General features: G+C 36.6%; 13 protein-coding genes and 2 pseudogenes. 13 read left to right on the top strand and 2 right to left on the bottom strand.

Annotated elements, in window-relative coordinates:
- The first annotated feature begins 205 nt into the window (after window positions 1-205).
- From ACFIMM_RS05285 to ACFIMM_RS05300, 4 genes are read left to right on the top strand one after another with little or no spacing between them, the layout of a single operon-like run.
- Window positions 206-1,249 carry a hemin-degrading factor gene (locus tag ACFIMM_RS05285; RefSeq protein ID WP_375681756.1) on the top strand — a complete coding sequence of 348 codons (1,044 nt, stop codon included), beginning with the start codon at window positions 206-208 and terminating at the stop codon, window positions 1,247-1,249.
- A gap of 18 nt (window positions 1,250-1,267) precedes the next feature.
- A complete protein-coding gene (locus ACFIMM_RS05290; protein ID WP_375612957.1) occupies window positions 1,268-2,170 on the top strand; it encodes a hemin ABC transporter substrate-binding protein in 903 nt (300 codons plus the stop codon).
- Between the two features lie 5 nt (window positions 2,171-2,175).
- The gene (locus tag ACFIMM_RS05295; protein WP_375638085.1) at window positions 2,176-3,273 is read left to right on the top strand and encodes a FecCD family ABC transporter permease; all 1,098 of its coding nucleotides are present in this window, start codon (window positions 2,176-2,178) and stop codon (window positions 3,271-3,273) included.
- On the top strand, window positions 3,270-4,103 hold the full coding sequence (locus ACFIMM_RS05300; protein WP_375681755.1) for a heme ABC transporter ATP-binding protein: 834 nt from the start codon (window positions 3,270-3,272) through the stop codon (window positions 4,101-4,103). Before ACFIMM_RS05295 ends, ACFIMM_RS05300 begins: the two co-directional genes overlap by 4 nt.
- A gap of 1,123 nt (window positions 4,104-5,226) precedes the next feature.
- Here ACFIMM_RS05300 and ACFIMM_RS05305 read toward each other — a convergent pair.
- Window positions 5,227-6,201, bottom strand: a complete 975-nt coding sequence (locus ACFIMM_RS05305) for a tail fiber protein (protein ID WP_375611203.1) — start codon at window positions 6,199-6,201, stop codon at window positions 5,227-5,229.
- Window positions 6,202-9,401: 3,200 nt separating this feature from the next.
- On the opposite strand from ACFIMM_RS05305, the gene thiC reads away from it, so the two are divergent.
- From thiC to ACFIMM_RS05350, 9 genes and pseudogenes are all read left to right on the top strand, one after another.
- On the top strand, window positions 9,402-11,237 hold the full coding sequence (gene thiC / locus ACFIMM_RS05310; protein WP_375682461.1) for a phosphomethylpyrimidine synthase ThiC: 1,836 nt from the start codon (window positions 9,402-9,404) through the stop codon (window positions 11,235-11,237).
- Window positions 11,234-12,184 (top strand): glycine oxidase ThiO, encoded by a 951-nt coding sequence (gene thiO, locus ACFIMM_RS05315; protein WP_375631685.1) that lies wholly within the window; start codon window positions 11,234-11,236, stop codon window positions 12,182-12,184. The genes thiC and thiO overlap by 4 nt, the downstream gene beginning before the upstream one ends.
- A 3-nt stretch (window positions 12,185-12,187) precedes the next feature.
- Window positions 12,188-12,385 (top strand): sulfur carrier protein ThiS, encoded by a 198-nt coding sequence (gene thiS / locus ACFIMM_RS05320; protein ID WP_273791115.1) that lies wholly within the window; start codon window positions 12,188-12,190, stop codon window positions 12,383-12,385.
- A 4-nt stretch (window positions 12,386-12,389) separates the two neighbouring features.
- Window positions 12,390-13,163, top strand: a complete 774-nt coding sequence (locus ACFIMM_RS05325; RefSeq protein ID WP_375629378.1) for a thiazole synthase — start codon at window positions 12,390-12,392, stop codon at window positions 13,161-13,163.
- Window positions 13,160-13,765: a thiamine phosphate synthase gene (locus ACFIMM_RS05330; RefSeq protein ID WP_375611199.1), complete on the top strand. Its 606-nt coding sequence runs from the start codon at window positions 13,160-13,162 to the stop codon at window positions 13,763-13,765. The genes ACFIMM_RS05325 and ACFIMM_RS05330 overlap by 4 nt, the downstream gene beginning before the upstream one ends.
- On the top strand, window positions 13,756-14,514 hold the full coding sequence (locus tag ACFIMM_RS05335) for a hydroxymethylpyrimidine/phosphomethylpyrimidine kinase (protein ID WP_375638083.1): 759 nt from the start codon (window positions 13,756-13,758) through the stop codon (window positions 14,512-14,514). The genes ACFIMM_RS05330 and ACFIMM_RS05335 overlap by 10 nt, the downstream gene beginning before the upstream one ends.
- A gap of 448 nt (window positions 14,515-14,962) precedes the next feature.
- On the top strand, window positions 14,963-15,802 hold the full coding sequence (locus tag ACFIMM_RS05340) for a uracil-DNA glycosylase family protein (protein ID WP_273791211.1): 840 nt from the start codon (window positions 14,963-14,965) through the stop codon (window positions 15,800-15,802).
- A gap of 73 nt (window positions 15,803-15,875) precedes the next feature.
- Window positions 15,876-18,502: pseudogene (gene pepN, locus ACFIMM_RS05345) on the top strand (aminopeptidase N).
- A 285-nt stretch (window positions 18,503-18,787) separates the two neighbouring features.
- A pseudogene (locus ACFIMM_RS05350) lies at window positions 18,788-21,108 on the top strand (ATP-binding protein).
- On the opposite strand, the gene ACFIMM_RS05355 reads toward ACFIMM_RS05350, so the two are convergent.
- Entirely contained in the window at window positions 21,105-21,629 is a 525-nt protein-coding gene (locus tag ACFIMM_RS05355; protein WP_375611196.1) for a methylated-DNA--[protein]-cysteine S-methyltransferase, read from the bottom strand. The pseudogene ACFIMM_RS05350 and the gene ACFIMM_RS05355 overlap by 4 nt on opposite strands.
- Window positions 21,630-21,966 lie beyond the last annotated feature (337 nt).

Consider the following 21,966-nt stretch of genomic DNA (forward strand, 5'->3'; position numbering starts at 1 on the left):
GTTTCTATTTTCAACATCTTTAAAATTACAAAGATTTGGTAGAAAAGTTTTAATTCTTTCTGTTTTATCGTTTTTTGATTGCTCAGCTGTTGGCGATAGAGTGTTATTTTGTGATAGATTGAACTCTTAAAAGAATTTAATTTATTGCCTTGGAATTGTAAAATTTGAAAGTTAGTTTTTGAGTTAAGTAACATAAGGTAAATTCATGGCACATACAGCTGAAATGATTCTTCGTTTGCGTGAAGAAAAAAAAGAAATGCGAAACCGCGATTTTGCGGTTTCGATTGGTATATCTGAAGCGGAGCTTATTGCGGCTTATTGTACCATTGGAAAAGCAAAAAGGCTACAAACTGATGTTGCTACTCTCTTGGAAAATGCACCTCGACTTGGAACCGTCATGGTCTTAACTCGCAATGAATATGCTGTTCACGAAATAACGGGACGCTTTGAAAAAATTGTTCAAAACGAACATATTCCTATCACACTTGGTGAAATTGATTTGCGTATTTTTACAAAACAATGGAAGTTCGGTTTTGAATATGATGTCGTTATTCTTGGAAAACCTACAAAAAGTCTGCAATTCTTTGATCAACATGGCGTTGCTATTTTAAAGGTCTATTCTAAAGATATGACAAATATGGAAGAGTGGAATAAACTTGTTGAAAAGCTCCTTCTTGAAGATCAGTCTCCTGTTCTTAACATTCTTCCCGTTTCTCTCCCAGCCCAATGTGACATAACAGAATTGGATATTGAGAGTTTTCGGGATCGTTGGCGGAAAATGACAGATGTACACCAACTTCACAAAATTATTTCCGAATTTAAAATTAATCGACATCATGCTGTAAAATATGTTGGTAATGAATTTGCCGATGAATTACAGGTAAATGCTGTTGAAATAATGCTTAACCAAGTCGCACAACAAGAACTGCCAATCATGTGTTTTGTTGGGAATAAAGGGTGTATTCAAATTTTTAGTGGGACTGTAAAAAATATTAAGCAAATGGGACCTTGGCTTAATGTTCTTGATCCAAGATTTGACCTTCATTTACTCACGTCCGGGATTGCTAGAGTATGGCATGTTCGCAAACCTACCCGTGATGGTTATGTCAGTTCACTTGAAGTTTTCGATAAAGATGATGAGATGGTTATTCAATTTTTTGGCGTACGCAAGGAGGGTCAAAAAGAACGTGAAGATTGGCGTTCTTTATTGAATAGTTTGCCATCATGCCAAGAAAACAGCAGTACCTAAGATAAGATAAGGTTAGACATGTTCATATCTCTTTTACATAGGTTATCAAACCTTTTTCTTACGTGTTTACTGCTCTCTCTTACTTGTTTTTCTAAACAAGTAATTGCTGAACCTGCAACGCGTTTTCCTGAAAATGCTCGAATTGTTTCTATCGGCGGAGCACTTACAGAAATTGTCTATGCATTGGGAGCCCAAGATCAACTTGTCGCCCGTGATAGTACAAGCGTCTACCCACAAGAAGCGCTCAAGCTTCCTGTGCTTGGATATATGCGTGCTCTTTCACCTGAGGGGGTTTTATCACTTGCTCCAGAGGGTATATTGCTTGTTGAAGGAAGTGGTCCCGCTTCAACAATTGATATTCTCAAAAAAACATCAATACCTCTGGTGATCATACCAGAAGACTACTCCCGTGAAAATGTGATAGAAAAGATTCGCCTCGTTGGTCAAGCCATTCATCGGGAAGTGCAAGCCGCGGCGTTAATTGAGAAATTGAAGCGTAATTTTTTAGACAACGATGCGCTTTTGGCGAAAGTAACAACACCAAAGCGTGTCCTTTTTGTTTTCTCTGTGCAAAATGGACGCGTCATGGCATCTGGAACAGGTACTGCAGCTGATAGTATGATCAAACTTTCAGGTGCTATCAATGCTATCACCGATTATAAAGGATATAAACTTCTCAATGGCGAAGCATTATTGAAATCAGATCCTGATGTTATTTTGCTTGTAAAACATGGTGCAAGATCAACCAGCATTGATAAGATTTTAGCCATACCGGCAATTCAAGCAACAACTGCAGCGAAAAATCATGCCATAAAACAGATGGATGCTATGTATTTTTTGGGATTTGGTCCACGTACTGCAGACGCATCAAGAGAGCTTATTGAGATACTTTATGGTGCACATCAAAACGGTAAGAGCTGATAAAAATGGTAGACGGTACATCCAAGATGCATTTACCTAAAGAAAAAGAAGGTAAAAAAATAAACCGTTCAAAGCAGGGGAAGATTTTATTATTAAGCTTAATAATATTCCTTATTTTCAGTATTTTTGGTGGGCTCTTGAATGGTGCAGCAAAGGTTTCTTTCGTTGATCTCCTCCATGTGATACTTACACAAGATTTTTCGGTAAGTAGTAAAACGCGTGATTACCTCGTGCTCATCGACATAAGGCTTCCCCGTGTTATCTTGGGATTATTGATTGGAGCAGCCTTAGCTGTCTCCGGTGTTCTTATGCAAGGGCTTTTTCGTAATCCTCTTGCAGATCCCGGAATTGTAGGTGTATCAGCAGGTGCTGGACTTGGAGCAGTCTTAGCAATTGTTGTCGGCATTGCTTTTCCTGTTTCTTTTGCACCTTTTCTAGAGCCTTATAAAGTTATCATAGGTGCTTTTTTTGGTGGACTTTTATCAACGATTATTCTCTACATAATAGCAACGCATAACAGCTTTACCTCTATTGCAACCATGCTGCTTGCTGGTATTGCTCTTGGTGCATTAAGCAGTGCAGTTGTCGGAACATTGATTTTTGTCGCAAATGACCAACAACTGCGTGATATCACTTTTTGGAGTCTGGGCTCTCTTGCGGGCGCTACATGGTTGAAAGTATGGCTTGTTCTCCCTTTTATCGTTATTGGTCTTCTTTTCTCTCCCTTTTTATCACGAGCACTTAATGCCCTTGCTCTTGGAGAAGCTGTTGCTGGCCATATTGGTTTCCATATTCAACGCGTCAAAAATATTGCTATTCCCCTTGTTGCTCTTATGTGCGGTAGTGCTGTTGCTGTCAGTGGTGGTATTGGTTTTATTGGTATTATTGTTCCTCATATTTTACGTCAGCTCATAGGTCCTGATCATCGCTATCTCATTCCTTGCTCTGCTCTCTTGGGAGCAGCATTACTTATTTTTGCTGATATGTTTGCACGCTTAATTGTTGCCCCCGCAGAATTGCCGATTGGGATTGTAACAGCACTTTTTGGTGCACCTTTCTTTCTATGGATCCTTATATGCAAACGAGGAACAGACTTTTCATGATTGAAGCGACAAATATTTGTGTTCAGCGCGGAAAGAAGCAGATTCTTAAACACATTAATCTTCAAGCTAAAAGTGGTGCTTTTACCATTATTATTGGTCCTAATGGATCAGGAAAAAGTACTTTTATCAAAGCTCTGAGTGGTGAAATTCCTTATAGTGGAAAAATAACCTTAAATGGTTATAATGTATGCCAAACAAAAACTCATGTAATGGCAAAAATGCGGGCTGTACTACCACAATCAACAACGCTCGTATTTCCATTCTTAGTCCATGAAGTTGTAGGGCTTGGCCTTTCTGTAAACCAATTTAGCATTGCCAAAGCCGAATTGCAAAATCTTATCCAGAAAGCTTTAGAGTGCGTTGACCTTTCTGATTATGGCAACCTGTATTATCACCAATTATCAGGTGGAGAACAAGCTAGAGTACAACTTGCCCGTGTACTTTGCCAAGTCTGGAAACCTGTTCATAATGGGATTCCTCGCTGGATGATATTAGATGAACCTATTGCTAGCCTCGATATTCAACATCAAATCATCGTTATGGATATTGCTAAACAATTTGCTCATTCTGGTGGCGGCGTTCTTGCTGTTCTTCATGACCTCAATCTCGCGGCACATTATGCAGATAACATGATCTTGCTCAAGGAAGGTGAGATTTATTGCGAAGGAAATGCAACTAATGTGTTGACAACACAAAATCTCCGCGATGTTTATCATTGTTCTTTAAACGTTTCTGAATTACCTAAAGAAGATATCCCTTTTATACTCCCTCAAACGACATCCCCCTATGAAATTAGATCTCTAGGCTATCGGCTTCAATCTAAAAACTAAAGTCCATAGCAAAATAAAACACGCAAATATTCAAGAATCTTTTTTATTTTTATATGAACTCCTTTTTGTCATCTATCATTAAAAAAGAAGACCAAGCACCCTAAAGATATTTTTGGAAAAAACTACCAGTTTAAAATCTTTCAAGATTTTACGTAACTAAAAACATGTGAAGTTTTGTTTTGCTATCAAACTGTTAGATAATACGAATTTATACAACATAAATATGCGTTTTCCTACTCTTTACTATCACTTTTATCTTTATAAAAATGATTCAAGAAATGCGTACAAATGCCTTTGTTATAATAACGGGTGTATTATTATATCTTCTAAGGACCATATAGAAATCAAGTACCTTTCTCCCCTGCATAAAAGATTTATTTGTAGCTTTAATGGTAATGTTTTCTTTATAATACATATACTTTAGCTTATTTGTATAAATAAATATTGATTTACAATGATATTTTTACTTTTCTCTCTCTATTAAAAAATTGTTTATTGGCATATCACAAAGAATTAACCTATTGAATAAAAACTTTAAAATAAACTCAATAACGCTTTTTGTAAGCCCCCTAATGCAAAAACAATGCGGAATATAGGGATGAGGAGAGAGTATAGAAATAGCGTTTGTCTTCTGCTTCATAAGCATAATGATGATTCCACTCAAAGGGGAACTATCATTTACAGATAAAGCCTCCTACCATGGCAATGCAAAGAAATGAAATCGACAACAAGGTGAGAAATATATTTATAAGATGAATTAACTCATACAGGGGTATGCTATTTTTGCACAAAAAACGCTAAAAATATTGTACTTTTTTATGCCTCAGGTTGAATAATTTTATTACCTTCCCCTATCAAAACACCTTATGAAAAAATATATCTCCAGATCTCTTCACGGCACAGTTTAAATGATTTTTAAACATTTTCCCTATGTTATCATATAATTATAAAATAAATTATATCCTTAACTCTTTCTTTCAATCATTTTAAATTTGTTTTTTGACGCTCTCAAGTATTCTATTAACAATATAGATTTCCTTTTCATATGTATAGAAAATAACGCGGAATTGCTCCGCGTTAACAAAATTATCAAGGTGTATAGATTATTATTACTTAAACATACTCATGATTTTATAGCATAGACAACGGTTGTATTAACAGGGCGCGTTTCTGCCTCACCCGTATGGGAAAGAGTTACCTTGTGTGTATGTGCACCAGCAGAAGCTGTTCTCCCTTTCAGGGTTGCATTATAAGTATAATGATTCGGGAGTCTCCCAATATCACCAACGGGCCATCCTACCCCTTGATACTCAAAATTATGCGCATGCTCGCCTGCGTTTTCAATACTCCCAATATGCGTATGTGATTTTATGCTATCTTGTTGTTCATCTGCAAACTTTCTACCACCATCTAAACCCCGACCATTATCAAAGCCGCGTAAAAACATGCCTCTAAAATCAGGAACTTTAAAAGTTTTATTGCTGTCTTTTCCCCATTTATCACCTATTGCCTCGAATAACTGCGGATAATCTTCACGCTTATAGGCCTTACCATCACATAAAAGCCAACCATTTGGCACATTTTGCATAGCAAATGTTGCAATAAATCCAGAGGGGAAACTTTCTATCTTTGGTGGTGTAGGGTTTAATAAATACCAACCCTCATGCTCTTTTATTAAAACACCATTATTGTATACCATTTCATAAATGCCATCTGTTTGAAATTCTCCACCTTCTAATGGTATAACCCCCGTATCAGTGGCTTTATAGATAAGCTTTTCTCCTATATTATTAACAGTTATTGTTGTCACGCCAATATTTACACCACAAGCTTTAAAACGTATGACGATATCATTGTTGTATTTCTTTATAGGCGAAACTGTCTTTAAGGTAATTAATGTTGTTTTATCTTCCAAATTTACTATAAAGCTTGAATTAATAGATCCACCATTATCTGCAAGATATTCGCGCACGCGCTGCATCATCGCCCTTGCACTATCATTAACAGAACTAGGCGGCTGTCCTTCTGCCCAATTAATGATACTATCTGAATAAGCATTTTCATCAGCCTTTAGAGACCAATCATAGATATTAGACATTTTAAATCCCCCATTATTTTCATAGTTTTTCTAACAACTTCTCGTTCTGTGCACTAAAATGTGCTGCCGTTGTTTATTGGTACATCATAACCACTGCACCATCCTTATTTACGCATTTTATCTCTCTTCACTCCTTCCAATTTTATAACCTAAATTCACCAGACGCTTTTCATAACATTAGTATTAATGCTTTCTCTTCTAATGTATAATGTAACCACCTCATCTGAGGTTACTTAATATCTTGTTTTGTTGCTTTGCTGTTGTTATATAATTATTTTTTCAATCTTGCATCTTGTTGCAAAATTTATAAATACTTCCAAAATTTTTCTTATTATGGATTTCATATAACCATTACTGAATGTAATAACTTATCATCCACATAGAAAGTTTCTGACTTAAACATTATCTTTTTTTATTTTTTTCAATAGTTTAAATCTATCTCGTCGATATTTTATACCATATATTTTAAACAAAGAAATTCTATCTTTTGGCTATCATTTGTATTAAAACTTTAAAAATTAGCTTCAAATTTTTTGCATGCTTCATTATGTTTTTATTCACATGCAGATACTTTGTTCTATTTTATTCAATTGATTTCTGAAATTGTGTCACAAGATTAGCACCAATGTTTTTTTTGAATAAGCTTTTGTTCAATCTAAATGTATCACAGAGAATATATTCAATATGGACATTTGCTCCACACTTTCATTGAACTGAAAATGAAATACTTTGAAATACTAAAGAAACACCTCACACCTTCACAAAATTTGAAGGTTGTATCCGATCCGGAAAAAATTAAAAAGCATAACCCAGCCCCTCCCCCAATTTTTATGAACAATATCCTTGTTTTTTAAACGCCCCATAACCAACTTTTCCCCTCCCACACTTAGCACATCTGCCTCTATATATTATTATATGTATATCTTTTTTGCAAGAACAATAAATCATTCTAAACAACATCTTGCAATTATTGGTGTTCTTTTTAATTCATGGCAATATCAAAAAGCATTCTCTAAACTGTTTTTCTAACTCATCTGCTTCATCAATCCAAACAAAAAATACGCTCCATCGATTTAACACTTGCTATACCCTTAACTATCAAAGAAAACACCTTACAAAATCTTGCATAAGTAGCCAGACAATTGGACTATCCATGGCTTGTTTTTTCCAAATAGAATATCCCCTCCACTCATTACCGACTTTATTTTCAGTGTTCTCTGCACCTTTAACTTCTATCTTCCTTTTAAAATACACATCATTTATTAGCTACACCCTTTACACGCCTTTACCAGCTCTAGATGGGATTATTCTTTACTGTTTTTGAAGCTATTGCTATATTTTCTAATGTAAGAAATATTTTCTTTAGGTAATAAAAAAACCAGTAATTTCAGACGTTATAGATGTATAACGCTATACATAATCTTACCATACATGAATGAAATGTGATCTACTCTACAAAAGATATAATACGTATTGATATGAATATATTGATGAATCCACAAAATAAACACACAAAAAGAAAGATGAAAATATGAGTTTTGGAGATCTTATCGTATGTAGTATATTAGGATTTTTGTTTACAATCTTTTCATTGGGGCGGGATGCTTAAAATCGTTACAGTAGAATGGAAAAAAGAATATTTTAGGTGTTCTTTTCTATTCCTTCCAGCATTTTCTTCGTTATTTAGCGCAGTCGCACTACTTAAATATGTTTTTTTGAACAAGACCTAAAAAACAAGCTGTTTTTATATCCTTCATAATGTGCATAACGAGTTTTATGATGTGAGTGGGACAATGCAAAGCGATTATAAAATGCTATGGTACTCCAAATAAAGAATTCTCTGATGCATTTATCGATGAAGACCTTGTTGGCGCATTTGCCTATCTATGGAGTGTACCAATCATCTCTGGCTGTATAGCTGCAGCTTTTATATGGCTACCATTTATAACACTGTTAATAACAGTAATATTAGTGGGAATTTGGTTACTCTTCCTCATAATTCCCTACTTATTCAAAAATTGTTTTTCCGCAAATTTATTCAATTTTTATCTTGTTTTATAATAATAATAAGATAATTACATTATAAGTAGTAAGTTTTTCTTGCATATAACACATAATTAGTTATTTTTTATCTGTAAATATTGTTGCACGATATCATATGGCTCTTAAATGAATTTACGTATACTTTTGTGCTGAGATACATCCTTTTGCTTTCCTCTCTCTTCCAACTATTTAAAATTGTTGATGAAATTTCAAGATAAAAAGCCTTTGTTCATTTTCATCATCATTTTTTAATTCAGCTTACGATTTTCAAAACATTCAAAACAATATTATTTTTAATAATAAAGATTAGGTATTGTTTCACGCTTTTGTTTATCGCATTCTTAATGGGAACATCCCCCTCATAAAGAATAAAGTACCCCAAACAAAATATAATGATATTGCATATTACGCACTTTTTAAGAAATATTGCTCAAAATATACTCCTTTCATTTTACGACAGCGCACGTCAATGATACAATAGCAAGCCATTATAGATCATCAGCTTTAAGCTTTTGAAGATACAAGTGGAATCCATCATACATTTTGTTGGCTCCCACGTTTTGACAGCCTCACATCTTAGAATGTTCATTAAATGACATTTGGCTTCCTTTCTTCAAGTGCTTTGCCCCATACGCTCCCACTTATGACGTGCAAGGAAGTGTTTTTATACGAAAAGATATATGATGAGAGGATCTTATGGTATTCTGAGTTATTATTTTAATATGAAAAAAATCTCAATCAAAGCCATAAACTATCTACTTTTCCCTGATAATCCGTTTTTAACTTTATTCTGGTTTATAAAAGCTTCAATATCATAGTTTATCACTTCATAATATCTATTTTCACTCTTAAAAACACACCAAAATCGTTTAAAATATATTTTTATGATTGACAATATAGATATTTAAGCCAACCATATTCGTATTAACAAAAATACTTCAAGTGGGAGGAGGCATGCAAATATTAGAATAGATATTGTATCAGTTTTTCAAAATAACTTTTCTTGAGCTGTATTGGGTTTTCTTTGCTACAAAGCAATACTATCCCTATTCATCTGAATGCTCGTGATTGATAATTTGAATACATCTCCATTAACATCGTAACTCCATTAACATCGCAACCTATTTTTGAACTCCGTGTCTATAAGGAAAAAGTTTGTGCAGAAAAATACTCCATCAATCAGTTGTAGCCCCTTTCCCGCTTCACGCAAAATTTATCAACAGAGCCTTCTCTTTTCTGATGTGCGCGTACCATTGCGTGAAATTTCACTGGCTGATGGCAGTGGTGAAAAACCTTTAAACGTCTACGATACTTCTGGCCCCTACACAGATAAAGATATGATCATTGATATTACAAAAGGCCTGCCAGCAATTAGCTTGCCTTGGCTCTCTAAGCGGGATGATACTGAAACTTATCCTGCACGATTAGTTAAACCTGAAGATAATGGATTGACTTCTGATAAAAACCTTACTCCAGCCTTTAAGCAAAAACGTTCTATTTTACGAGCAAAAAATGGCAAAGCAATTACACAAATGGCTTACGCACGCGCAGGCATTATTACCGAAGAAATGGAATATGTGGCTATACGAGAAAATGAAGGATTAGTAGTAGAAGAACGGCAGAATGTACCATCAAATGAAACATTTGCTGGATCAATACCAGAAATTTATACTGCGGAATTTGTGCGCAATGAAATTGCTTGTGGACGCGCCATTATTCCACAAAACATTAATCATCCAGAGTGCGAACCCATGATTATTGGGCGTAATTTTCGTGTTAAAATTAATGCTAATATTGGCAATTCAGCAGTAACTTCATCTATGGAAGAAGAAGTTGATAAAATGGTTTGGGCCATTCGCTGGGGAGCAGATACAGTTATGGATCTTTCTACAGGTCGAAATATTCACAATATTCGTGAATGGATTATTCGAAATTCTCCTGTGCCCATCGGGACTGTTCCTCTGTATCAAGCACTCGAAAAAGTACAGGGTATTGCCGAAAACTTAACATGGGATATTTTCCGTGATACCCTTATTGAGCAAGCAGAGCAAGGTGTTGATTATTTTACCATTCACGCAGGATTAAGATTACCATTTATTCCTATGACCATTGATCGTGTAACAGGTATTGTTTCACGAGGCGGTTCTATTATGGCAAAATGGTGTCTCCATCATCACAAAGAAAGCTTTCTCTATGAACATTTTGATGAAATTTGTGATATTGCAAAAACATATGATATCTCTCTTTCATTAGGAGATGGGTTACGCCCTGGCTCTATTGCCGATGCCAATGATGAGGCCCAATTTGCAGAGCTTAAAACCTTGGGAGAATTGACAAAAATTGCTTGGAAAAAGGATGTACAGGTTATGATTGAAGGACCAGGACATGTCCCAATGCACAAAATTAAAGAAAATATGGAGCAACAATTAGATCTTTGTCATGAGGCGCCTTTTTATACTTTGGGACCTCTTACAACGGATATTGCTCCTGGTTATGACCATATTACATCAGCAATTGGTGCCGCTATGATTGGATGGTTTGGAACTGCTATGTTGTGTTATGTAACACCTAAAGAACACCTAGGACTCCCCGATAGGAATGACGTAAAAACTGGTGTGATCACTTATAAAATTGCTGCTCATGCCGCTGACCTTGCTAAAGGTTTACCTAGAGCACAATTGCGCGATAATGCTCTTTCGCGTGCACGATTTGATTTTAGATGGCATGATCAATTTAACCTTTCTCTTGATCCAGAAACAGCCTGTGCCTTTCATGATGAGACAATGCCTAAAGAAGCCCATAAATTGGTGCATTTTTGTTCCATGTGTGGACCAAAATTCTGTTCTATGCGTATTTCCCATGATATTCGTGAGGCAGCCGCAATAAGAAAAACAAAAGGGGAAGGTATGATCGCCATGGCCGAAAAATATCAGAAAAATGGTGACCTTTATATGGAAATTGTTCCTCCTCAAAAAAAGAAAGTAAATAGTTGAAGAACATTCTTATCAAAGGTGCAGGTGTAGGCGGCTTAACAGTTGCCTTTATGTTACAGCAAAAAGGTGCTTCTGTTACTGTATCGGCCCCCCCTCATTCACCTATAGGAAGTGCTAGTTGGTATGCAGGAGGAATGCTTGCACCTTACTGTGAAAGGGAAAGTGCAGAACAAATTGTTGAAGATCTTGGTGTACAAGCTATACAATGGTGGCGTAAAACGCTCCCAAACCTTGTCATACAAAAAGGCACTTTAGTGGTTGCACCTACACGAGATAGAGGAGAGCTTGAACGATTTTCTGTGCGTACGCATAATCACAAAACCGTAGATAATACAGAAATAGCTCATCTTGAACCAGATCTTGCGGAACGTTTTAACTGTGCACTCTTTTATGAAAATGAAGCCCATATTGATCCTCGCAAAGCACTTATGGCTTTAAAAGAAAAGCTTCTCAACAATGGAGCCTGTTTTGTTGATGTAGAAATAGCTGAAAAAAATTTTGATATTGTTATTGATGCGACAGGAATAGCACGTTTAGGAAAAGATAAAAATATACGGGGCGTACGCGGTGAAATGCTTCTCGTGCGCTGCACCGATATTAAAATTTCGCGTCCAATTCGTCTTCTTCACCCACGGTTTCCTCTTTACATTGTACCTCGACAAGATAATATTTTTATGATTGGTGCAACGATGATTGAAAGTGACTTTGATGGTGCAATCTCTGTAAGATCAATGATGGAACTGCTCAACGCGGCTTATACTTTACATCCTGCTTTTGCTGAAGCAGAAATTATTGAATCTGGCGTTGGTGTTCGTCCATGTTATCCTAATAACTTCCCTTCTGTGCATAAAGATGGTAACTTTATTTCTATTAATGGATTTTATAGACATGGTTTTCTGTTGTCTCCAGAAATGGCAAAACGAGCAATGGAATTGGCATTGGAATAAAACATGCAAATATTTGTTAATGGTGAAACAGTCCAAACAGAAGTTATGACTCTCGGTCTCTTGCTTGAAGAATTGGGGTATGAAGGAAATTGGCTTGCAACTGCTGTTAACGCTGAAGTTGTTCCCATAGATGCACGAAGCCAATTTGTCTTGCATGAAGGAGATAAAATTGAAATTTTAAGCCCAATGCAAGGAGGCTAAAATTATGCTGAATCTTTATGGACGACAATTCTCTTCCCGTCTTCTATTAGGTACAGCGCAATATCCTTCACCAGCAATCCTTCGTGATGCTATTCATAAATCGAATACGGAAATTGTAACTGTTTCCTTGCGCCGTGAAACTGCAGGTGGAAAACAAGGTGGACAATTTTGGAAATTTCTTCAAGAACTTGGGGTAACAGTGCTTCCTAATACTGCTGGTTGTTATACTGTTAAAGAGGCCGTAACCACAGCCCAATTAGCAAGAGATCTTTTTAAAACAGCTTGGATTAAACTCGAAATTATCGGTAATTCAGACACCTTACAGCCAAATATTTTTTCCTTAATCGAAGCAGCTCAAATTTTAAACAATGAAGGTTTCAAAATTTTTGCCTATACAACGGATGATCTCATTGTTGCTGAAAAACTTTTTGACATTGGTTGCCGTGTTATTATGCCTTGGTGTGCTCCTATTGGTTCTGCCAAAGGACCTCATAATACTGATGGATTGCGTTCTATCCGTGCTTATCTTCCTGATGCTACTCTTGTTATTGATGCCGGCATTGGACGCCCATCACATGCCGCTATTGCGATGGAACTCGGTTATGATGCAGTACTGCTTAATACCGCAGTTGCTAAAGCAGGTGATCCTGTCTTAATGGCTGAAGCATTTTCTAAAGCTGTTCAAGCAGGACGTATGGGATATAAAGCTGGCATGATCGAAGCACGCAATGTAGCAGTCCCTTCAACACCAATCATTGGAAAAGCGGTATTTTCATGAAACTGGATCCATTTTACCTCATCGTTGATAACGCTGATTGGATTGAACGTTTGCTTCCTCTTGGTATCAAGCTCGTACAATTGCGTATGAAACATGAAAATCAACAAATAATCCGTCAACATATCAAGCGTGCAAAAAACATATGCAATAAATTGGGAGCACAATTAATTATTAATGATCATTGGGAAATAGCAATTGATGAAAAGTGTAATTTTATTCATCTGGGACAAGAAGACCTAAGCAATGCTGATCTTCACGCAATTCGTAAAAGTGGTATAAAAGTTGGTCTTAGTACACATGATGAACATGAATTGGATATCGCACTCTCTGCTAATCCTGAGTATATTGCACTTGGTCCTATTTATCCGACAATCTTAAAAAAAATGAAATGGATGCCGCAAGGACTAGAAAAAATCAAACAATGGAGAAAGCGGATTGGTGCTTTACCTTTGGTGGGTATTGGTGGTTTAACACCAGAACGCGCAGTGGGTGTTTTAAAAGCAGGAGCAAATAGTGCTGCTGTTGTGACTGATATTATCCTCCATAAAAAACCAGAAGAGCGTGTACAGCAGTGGATAAAAGTGACACAAACATGGCGTTGATACCTTCTATTCTTATTGTTGCGGGCACTGATCCAACAGGAGGTGCTGGTATTGTTCGTGATATAGAAACCTCTGCACATTTTCAAATAAAAGCAAATTTAGCAATTACTTGTGTTAACGTACAAGATGATAATCGCGTTGTCGAAATCATTCCAATGCGTGGGGACCTCGTCGCTGCGCAAATGCGTGCTGCCCTAGAAGCAAATCCAATAAGCGCAATAAAAATCGGTATGACGGGGACAAAAGCAATTATAGCAGCAATCTGTAACGTACTCAAAGACTATCCCCATGTTCCAGTTATTTTGGACCCTGTACTTGTCGCTTCATCAGGAGGAAAACTAATAACGGAAACAATCATCGACACGATGATCGATAAACTGCTTCCTCATGTTGATCTTTTAACACCGAATAGAGAAGAACTCGCTCTTCTTAGCCACAGTCCATTGGCATCTCATGATAAGCAAGCAATACAACAAGCAAAAAAACTTTTGTCATTGGGAGCTCGCTCTATTTTAGTAAAAGGGGGACATGCAGAGGGGCCTCTTGCAATTGATAGCTTCATTGACAAAACTGAAGTCATAAATATCTCTACTCCACGTTTAAAAGGAACAATGCGAGGAACAGGTTGCATTCTCTCAAGCGCTATTGCAGCGCATTTAGCATTAAATGAACCTCTCATTTCAGCTGTAAAAAAAGCAAAAGCATATATCCACACATTGCTTTTAACCCATTGTAAAAATAGTTTATAACGTCTTAGTATTTTCTCATATAAAAGTAATATTTATATATTTCAATTAATATATTTAATTTTTTTAATAAAAGTTATTAAAAAAATATAATAATATAAAATTTATAATTAATCCTATAAATAAAATACTACAAAATTCACTTTCATTAAGTATTAAATATAGAATATAATGATAAAAAATATTATCACACCACTTGCATTCAGTAAAAAATTCTTTTAGTATGAGTGAGTTTAGTCTGTTTAAAAAGTTGAAATAGCGCAATTTAAACAAATTGTACATTTAAAGATGTATATAATCGCGAACATTCGCATTTTACGATTTGCCTTTTTTGTGAAAAGAGAGAATCCTATCAGCGTTCTTATACATTAATGGCTAGCGAATACATTTAATAAAACTTGAAGGATAATTTTGTTTGATCTATAATCGCTAGATCATTAGAAAAAATAAAATGTTAAATCAAACACCATGCTCAATTTCCTATGAAGAACTCTTAAACTTTTATAAAGAAAGTGGTGCGGATGCCGTTCTGACAGATTTTCCTATTGATCGTTTTAAGCAGTCTGCTTGTTCAGAGAGAAAATTAATATCTGTCGTGAACATTTCTCATAATCAACAAGCATCTCCCAAAACATCTCCAACCGTAAAATTAGATCATCATCAGCTGCATAACTCTAGGACTATACAAAATGAATCCACAGCTATAGAGAGTGCAAAAAGTGCAAAGACACTTGATGAATTAAAATCTGCTCTCCTTGCATTTAATGGCTGTTCATTAAAATTGACAGCAAAAAATACCTGTTTTTCAGATGGAACAGCAGGAAGCCCCCTGATGCTTATAGGCGAAGCACCAGGACGAGACGAGGATATACAAGGAATTCCTTTTGTGGGAAAAGCCGGGATGTTGCTTAATAAAATCCTCGCATCAATTGGCTTAACAAGAAATAATGTTTACATTGCCAACACTATTCCTTGGCGTCCGCCAGGAAATCGTACACCAACACCAAGAGAAGTTGCCTTGTGCCGCCCTTTTATTGAACGGCACATTTATTTAGCGCGTCCTCGTGTTCTTATAGCACTAGGAGGCGTTGCTGCACAGTTTCTTACTGGATCTCAAAATGGGATTATCCGAACAAGAGGGAAATGGCATATCTATGAAAGCGAGGATAATATAAAAATACCTGTTATGCCAACTTTCCACCCAGCTTACCTTCTTAGAACCCCTAGTCAAAAGAAGCTTACATGGATAGACTTCTTAGAAGTAAAAAATCGCCTCGACAGCCTTTTGTAATTCTTTAATCCTATATTGCTTCTAAAATTAACACACCCTTCTTTAACTCTTAAAATACAAATGGGAAAAAACTATGAAACAGCCAATAACATCTATTTATCGTTTGGAAGACTACCAACCAACCCCTTACGTTATCCCTAAAACACAACTTTCTTTCCAATTAGCACCGACAAAAACCTATGTTACAGCCATATTGTCTATTGAATCCCGTCACGATACAAAAGAATTAACACCTCTTGTTCTTTCTGGTGATGATCTTACTTTAATTTCCGTTTCTATTAATGATGAGATATTAGCCCCAAACACTTATAAAGTGACGCCTTCACGTTTAGAAATTACAACGCCACCAACGGTTCCTTTTACATTGAAATTGGTTACGGAACTGAATCCTGAAAGCAACCGCCAACTTATGGGGCTTTATCTTTCAAATGGTGTTTATTGCTCACAATGCGAATCGGAAGGTTTTCGTCGTATTACTTATTTTTACGACCGCCCAGATGTTCTTTCTACCTATAGAGTGAAAATTGAAGCAGATACCCAAACAATCCCAATCTTGCTTTCAAATGGTAATCTGGTGGAAACAGGAACTTTAGAAAATAATCGCCATTTTGCCATTTGGGAAGATCCTTATCCCAAACCATCTTATCTCTTTGCTTTAGTAGGTGGAGATCTTGATAAGTTAGAAGACCATTTTACAACTGTATCTGGACGACGTATCGAGCTTGGTATCTATGTAGAAAAAGGAAAAACCGAACGCGCAACCTATGCAATGGATGCTCTTAAACGTTCCATGCGTTGGGATGAACAATGTTTTGGGCGCGAATATGATCTTGATGTTTTCAATATTGTTGCTGTTTCCGACTTTAATATGGGAGCAATGGAAAACAAAGGCCTTAACGTTTTTAATGATAAATATGTTCTTGTCGATCCTGAAACAGCAACCGATCAAGATTATAGAAATGTTGAACGTGTCATTGCACATGAATATTTTCATAATTGGAGCGGTAATCGTGTTACCTGTCGCGATTGGTTTCAACTCTGTTTAAAAGAAGGATTCACTGTTTATCGTGATCAGGAATTTTCATCAGATCAAAATGTACGCAGCCTACAGCGAATTGAAAATGTAAAAGCATTAAAAGCGACGCAATTTGCAGAAGATGCAGGACCTCTTGCGCATCCTGTGCGTCCTCGTCAATATAGCCAAATTAATAATTTTTACACAACAACTGTTTATGAAAAAGGTGCTGAAGTTGTTCGCATGATACGGACTATTTTAGGTCCTACTCTTTTTCGTAAAGGCACTGATCTTTATTTTCAACGTCATGATGGACAAGCTTGTACAATTGAAGATTTTATTACCTGTTTTGCTGAAGTGTCTGGTCAAGACTTCTCCCAATTCATGCTATGGTATGAACAGGCAGGAACACCCAATGTAGAAATCGATAGTCATTATAGCGATGGTGTTTTAACAATTCATGCAAAGCAACATATTCCCGCAACCCCACAACAAAATACAAAAAAGCCTATGCTTATCCCTATCGTATTTGGCTTGTTAGGACCTAACGGAGAAAACCTCACCTATGAAGCAGATACAAATATTCAATCAGATGTTATGCTTTTATCCAAGGAAAGCCAAACCTTTACATTAAAGGGACTGCGTGAAAAACCCGTTTTATCACTGCTGCGAGACTTTTCAGCACCAATCATTCTACACACTCCATTCAATGAAAGAGAACTTATTTTTCTTGCACAACATGATGACAATCACATCAATCGCTGGCAATCTCTTAATCATTTAATGACGCAAGCTTTGATTCAAAGCATTCAAGATAAAACACAAGAAAAAGCAACACTCCCTTCTGCTTTGCTAAAGCTGATTGAAACGATCATAACAGATGAAACCTTAGAGCCTGAATTTCGTGCCTTCTGTTTAAATTTACCTAGTGAAGTTGAGCTTGCTCATACAATCGGTAAAAATATTGACCCAGATCGTATTCATTATGTCCGCAATCAGTTTTTAGTTTCACTTGCACAAACTCACCAAGAGCTCTTAACAAAACTCTATGGACAAATGCAAACCCAAGAGCCCTATTCACCAAACACTGCACAAGCTGGAAAGCGAGCATTAAAGAATATCATACTGGATTACCTTTCCATTGCTGAAGCCAATCCAAATCGAGCTGCTATACAGTATGCAACAGCTGATAATATGACTGACCGTATGGCGAGTATCGCTGTTCTCGTGAAGCGTTTTAATGAAAATGAGCAGGCACAAAATGCCTTAAATGATTTTGAAAACAGCTATCAGAATGACCCTTTGGTCATGGATAAATGGTTTTCTATTCAAGCAATGGTTGCTGGCACATCAACACTCGAGAATGTTCAAAAGCTCATGCAACATCCGCTGTTTTCACAAGATAATCCTAATCGTGTACGTTCTCTAATCGGTGTTTTTGCCTCTAACAATCTCACGGGCTTTAACAGGATGGATGGAGCATCTTATCATTTTCTTTGCCAAGTTATTTTGGAAATTGACAAAAAAATCCACAGCTTGCTTCACGATTATTAACAATGATGCGCTCTTGGCGACAATTAGAACCTATTCGACAACAAAAACTTGAAACTGAATTAAAAATGATTGCTGCTGCGCCAAAATTATCAAGCGATGTTGCTGATATCATCAACCGTCTGCTTACTTGAAACAAAAAATTATTTTAAATCAATATGCTATAATATTTTTTAAAATAAATTCTATAAACTATTCGATCATCATTAAATCTATAAACAGGCAATCTAAGCCTGTTTATAGATCACGTTTAAAGTACTTTTTTCTTTTCATATTCCAAAATCATAAAAGTAAAATTATTTTTTTTTAAAAAAGACTGGACAGAAGACTCCTGTTTTGATTCATTGCACTCGATGGGGTTACTATGAATATCGAAGCAGTTTTTAAATCACATTATTCCAGAATTAAAGGAACGCGAGATGGCTAAATTGGACGCATATAATGCGCCAAGGGAGGTGTATGCTGATTCAAAATCAAGCGCTCAAAGTCGCAAGGAGCGGACAGAGCGTACCAATCTGTTTTCTGGTTCTGCCTATAAAAAACTTCTTTTTATTGAACCTTGGCTGCGACGTTCACTCCCATTTGTAATTCTTGCATTTCTTGTTATACTAGCAGCAATCCGTTTCCTATCAATCTATGATTGGCGCAACACAATTGATAAAAACACGCATTCTACCATCGCTCTCTTAGCTTCTCATATTACCAATACAATCGACCGTGACTTACTTGCCGCCACTCGACAAGGAAAAGCTGCTGCTCTTTCTCATAATCATTTACAAAATATCCTGACTAATTTTCGTAACAAAGGTTTTATAAAAACCAGCGCTGTTATTGCTATTGTCGATCAAAAAGGCAATGTCCTAGCTTCATCAAGTTCCGAGATTGTCTTAGGAAAACCCTTACAGAATTTTACCTCTGAAAGCATTACTTTACAAGCTCTAGGAAAACATGCTGGAATCATGAAAATTACAATAGGAAAAGATATTCCTGCTCTCGCTTCCTTTCAGCAAACAGAAAATGGACAATATGGGGTATTCACCAGTGAAAAAATGCAACATATTTACATGGAATGGCGGAAAGCTCTCTCGTTAAATATAACCATGTTCATTGGAACTAGTGGCGTTATCCTTGCTCTTCTTTATGCTTATTACAACCAAATTGTACGAGCACGCAAAACAGATCTTGTTTCAGAAAAAATTCAAAACCGTATTGATATGGCAATGATGCGTGGACGCTGTGGACTATGGGATTGGAATATGGCAAGTGGACGCGTCTACTGGTCACGAGCAATGTACGAAATGCTCGGCTATGTCCCTCAAGATGCATTGCTCTCAATTTCCCAAATTAGCGCCATTATCAATCCAAATGATGCGAATTTTTTTGACCTTGCTCAGGAATTAATGAGCGGTAAAAAAAAGCATATCGATATTAACGTTCCTATGCGTCATGCTGATGGTCATTATGTATGGATGCGCATTCGTGCCGAAGTTACTGAAGAAGAAGAACCCCATTTGGTTGGTATTTCCTTCGATATTAGTGAACAGCAACAATTGGCTGAACAAACAGCGCAAGCCGACCTTCGTATCCGTGATGCGATTGAAAACATTTCAGAATCTTTCGTCTTGTGGGATGCTGAAGGACGTTTAGTCATGTCCAACAGCAAATTTTGCGAATATGCCGCTATTCCTAAACAAATTCTCCAATCAGGTATCCAACGTGCAACCGTCGAAGCCATGGCACGCCCTGCACTCAGTGAATATCCCCTTAAAGATGATGGTACTGGTAACTTAACCAGTATTCGCCAAACGGCAGATGGTTGTTGGCTCAAAATTAACGAACGACGAACCCAAGATGGAGGATTGGTTTGTATTGGTACTGACATTTCTGAGCTTAAACAACAACAGGAAAAATTTGAAGACAGTGAAAGGCGTCTTTTCTCTTTCATTCAAGAACTCAAGCGCGCGCGAGGGAGTGCTCAACAACGCGCAACAGAAGTTGAAAAACTTAATAAAAGTCTGAAAGCAGAAAAAGAACGCGCCGAAAGTGCTAATAAGGCTAAATCAGAATTTTTAGCCAATATGTCTCATGAATTGCGCACGCCTCTGAATGCTATTCTTGGTTTTTCAGATATCATGTTGCAATCGACTTTTGGTCCTCTTGGTTCACAACGCTATAAGGAATATATGCATGATATTTACAATTCAGGAACCCATCTTCTAACCCTTATCAATGACATCCTTGATATGTCAAAAATCGAAGCAGGAAGATTTACGCTTGATTGTAAAAATACCGATCTTGAGCCCATCATTAGTGAAGCAGTACGAACACTAACACCTCAAGCTCAAGAAAAAAATATTGTTGTTACAACAAACATTACCCCAGAACTTCATGCTGAAGTTGATGGTCGTGCAATGAAACAGATTTTCCTTAATCTCATCTCTAATGCCGTTAAATTTACGCCTTCTGGCGGAAATATTGATGTCTGCGCTTTCAAGAAAAAAATAACCTTATTTTTAAAATTACAGATACAGGCGTTGGTATTCCCCAATCAGCAATTAAAAAACTTGGGCAACCTTTTGAACAAGTCGAAAATCAGCTCACTAAATCTCATACGGGCTCAGGTCTTGGATTAGCCATTTCACGCTCCTTGCTAGAACTCCACAAAGGAAAACTTGAAATTACTTCAAAAGAAATGAAAGGAACAACTGTAACGATTATAATGCCCATCACACAAAGTTAAATTTTTCCATTTTGTTCCCGTTGTAGTAAAATCTGTTTCCGTTTTTCCCCCCAACGATACCCTGAAATAAAACCATTTTTACGCACAACACGATGACACGGAATGATAATAGCCAATTCGTTACGTGCACAGGCATGAGCAACGGCACGAAAAGCTTTCGGCATACCAATACGGCATGCTAAGATCTCATATGAAATTGTTTCACCACATGGTATATCACATAATACTGCCCATACTTGTCGTTGAAAAACTGTACCATTTATATCTAAGGGAAAATTATATTTTTTTACCAGCTTAGGTGTTTCTATCATGGCTATAATATGGGCAACTTCTCTCTTAAATGTATTGTCACCTACAACTTGTTGTACATCACCAAAGCGTATCGTAAACTCCTGTAATAATTGCTCTATAGTGTCTCCTAACGCTATATGACAAATCCCTTTTTGAGACCTAGCCACCAAAAGCTTTCCTATTGATACATCTTTCAGACAGAATACTCTCGTTTGGGAAATATTCAGCATTTTAGCCTTCTTTATATTTTAAAAAGTTTTGAACATCATCCATAAAGTAAAGGGAGAGTATTCACTATCTTTTAAAAACAAACAAAATCATTCTGAAATTATCTCCTTAGCCATTGTATTAAATACACTCTCACCTTTTTATGAAATGGAAAGATACATAGATTGACTTTCTTCCTACCCTAAGACGGAAACTTCGACCAGAGCTGATCTATCAACAATCTTGCTTTTTATATAACAGATTCCAACTGAACCCATTTGATATGGTTTATTTCATAAGCTCTCTACAGACAAATCCTGCTCTGAATTCTATCATACACTCTAACAAAAACACCTTAAT

Source organism: Bartonella sp. AP258QHHD (genome assembly GCF_042196145.1).
Taxonomy (GTDB): domain Bacteria; phylum Pseudomonadota; class Alphaproteobacteria; order Rhizobiales; family Rhizobiaceae; genus Bartonella.

Bases quoted from the DNA above. Each gene is read 5' to 3' on its own strand.
- ACFIMM_RS05285 (WP_375681756.1), top strand. From the start codon at position 206: ATGGCACATACAGCTGAAATGATTCTTCGTTTGCGTGAAGAAAAAAAA.
- ACFIMM_RS05290 (WP_375612957.1), top strand. From the start codon at position 1,268: ATGTTCATATCTCTTTTACATAGGTTATCAAACCTTTTTCTTACGTGT.
- ACFIMM_RS05295 (WP_375638085.1), top strand. From the start codon at position 2,176: ATGGTAGACGGTACATCCAAGATGCATTTACCTAAAGAAAAAGAAGGT.
- ACFIMM_RS05300 (WP_375681755.1), top strand. From the start codon at position 3,270: ATGATTGAAGCGACAAATATTTGTGTTCAGCGCGGAAAGAAGCAGATT.
- ACFIMM_RS05305 (WP_375611203.1), bottom strand. From the start codon at position 6,201: ATGTCTAATATCTATGATTGGTCTCTAAAGGCTGATGAAAATGCTTAT.
- thiS (WP_273791115.1), top strand. From the start codon at position 12,188: ATGCAAATATTTGTTAATGGTGAAACAGTCCAAACAGAAGTTATGACT.
- ACFIMM_RS05325 (WP_375629378.1), top strand. From the start codon at position 12,390: ATGCTGAATCTTTATGGACGACAATTCTCTTCCCGTCTTCTATTAGGT.
- ACFIMM_RS05330 (WP_375611199.1), top strand. From the start codon at position 13,160: ATGAAACTGGATCCATTTTACCTCATCGTTGATAACGCTGATTGGATT.
- ACFIMM_RS05335 (WP_375638083.1), top strand. From the start codon at position 13,756: ATGGCGTTGATACCTTCTATTCTTATTGTTGCGGGCACTGATCCAACA.
- ACFIMM_RS05340 (WP_273791211.1), top strand. From the start codon at position 14,963: ATGTTAAATCAAACACCATGCTCAATTTCCTATGAAGAACTCTTAAAC.
- ACFIMM_RS05355 (WP_375611196.1), bottom strand. From the start codon at position 21,629: ATGCTGAATATTTCCCAAACGAGAGTATTCTGTCTGAAAGATGTATCA.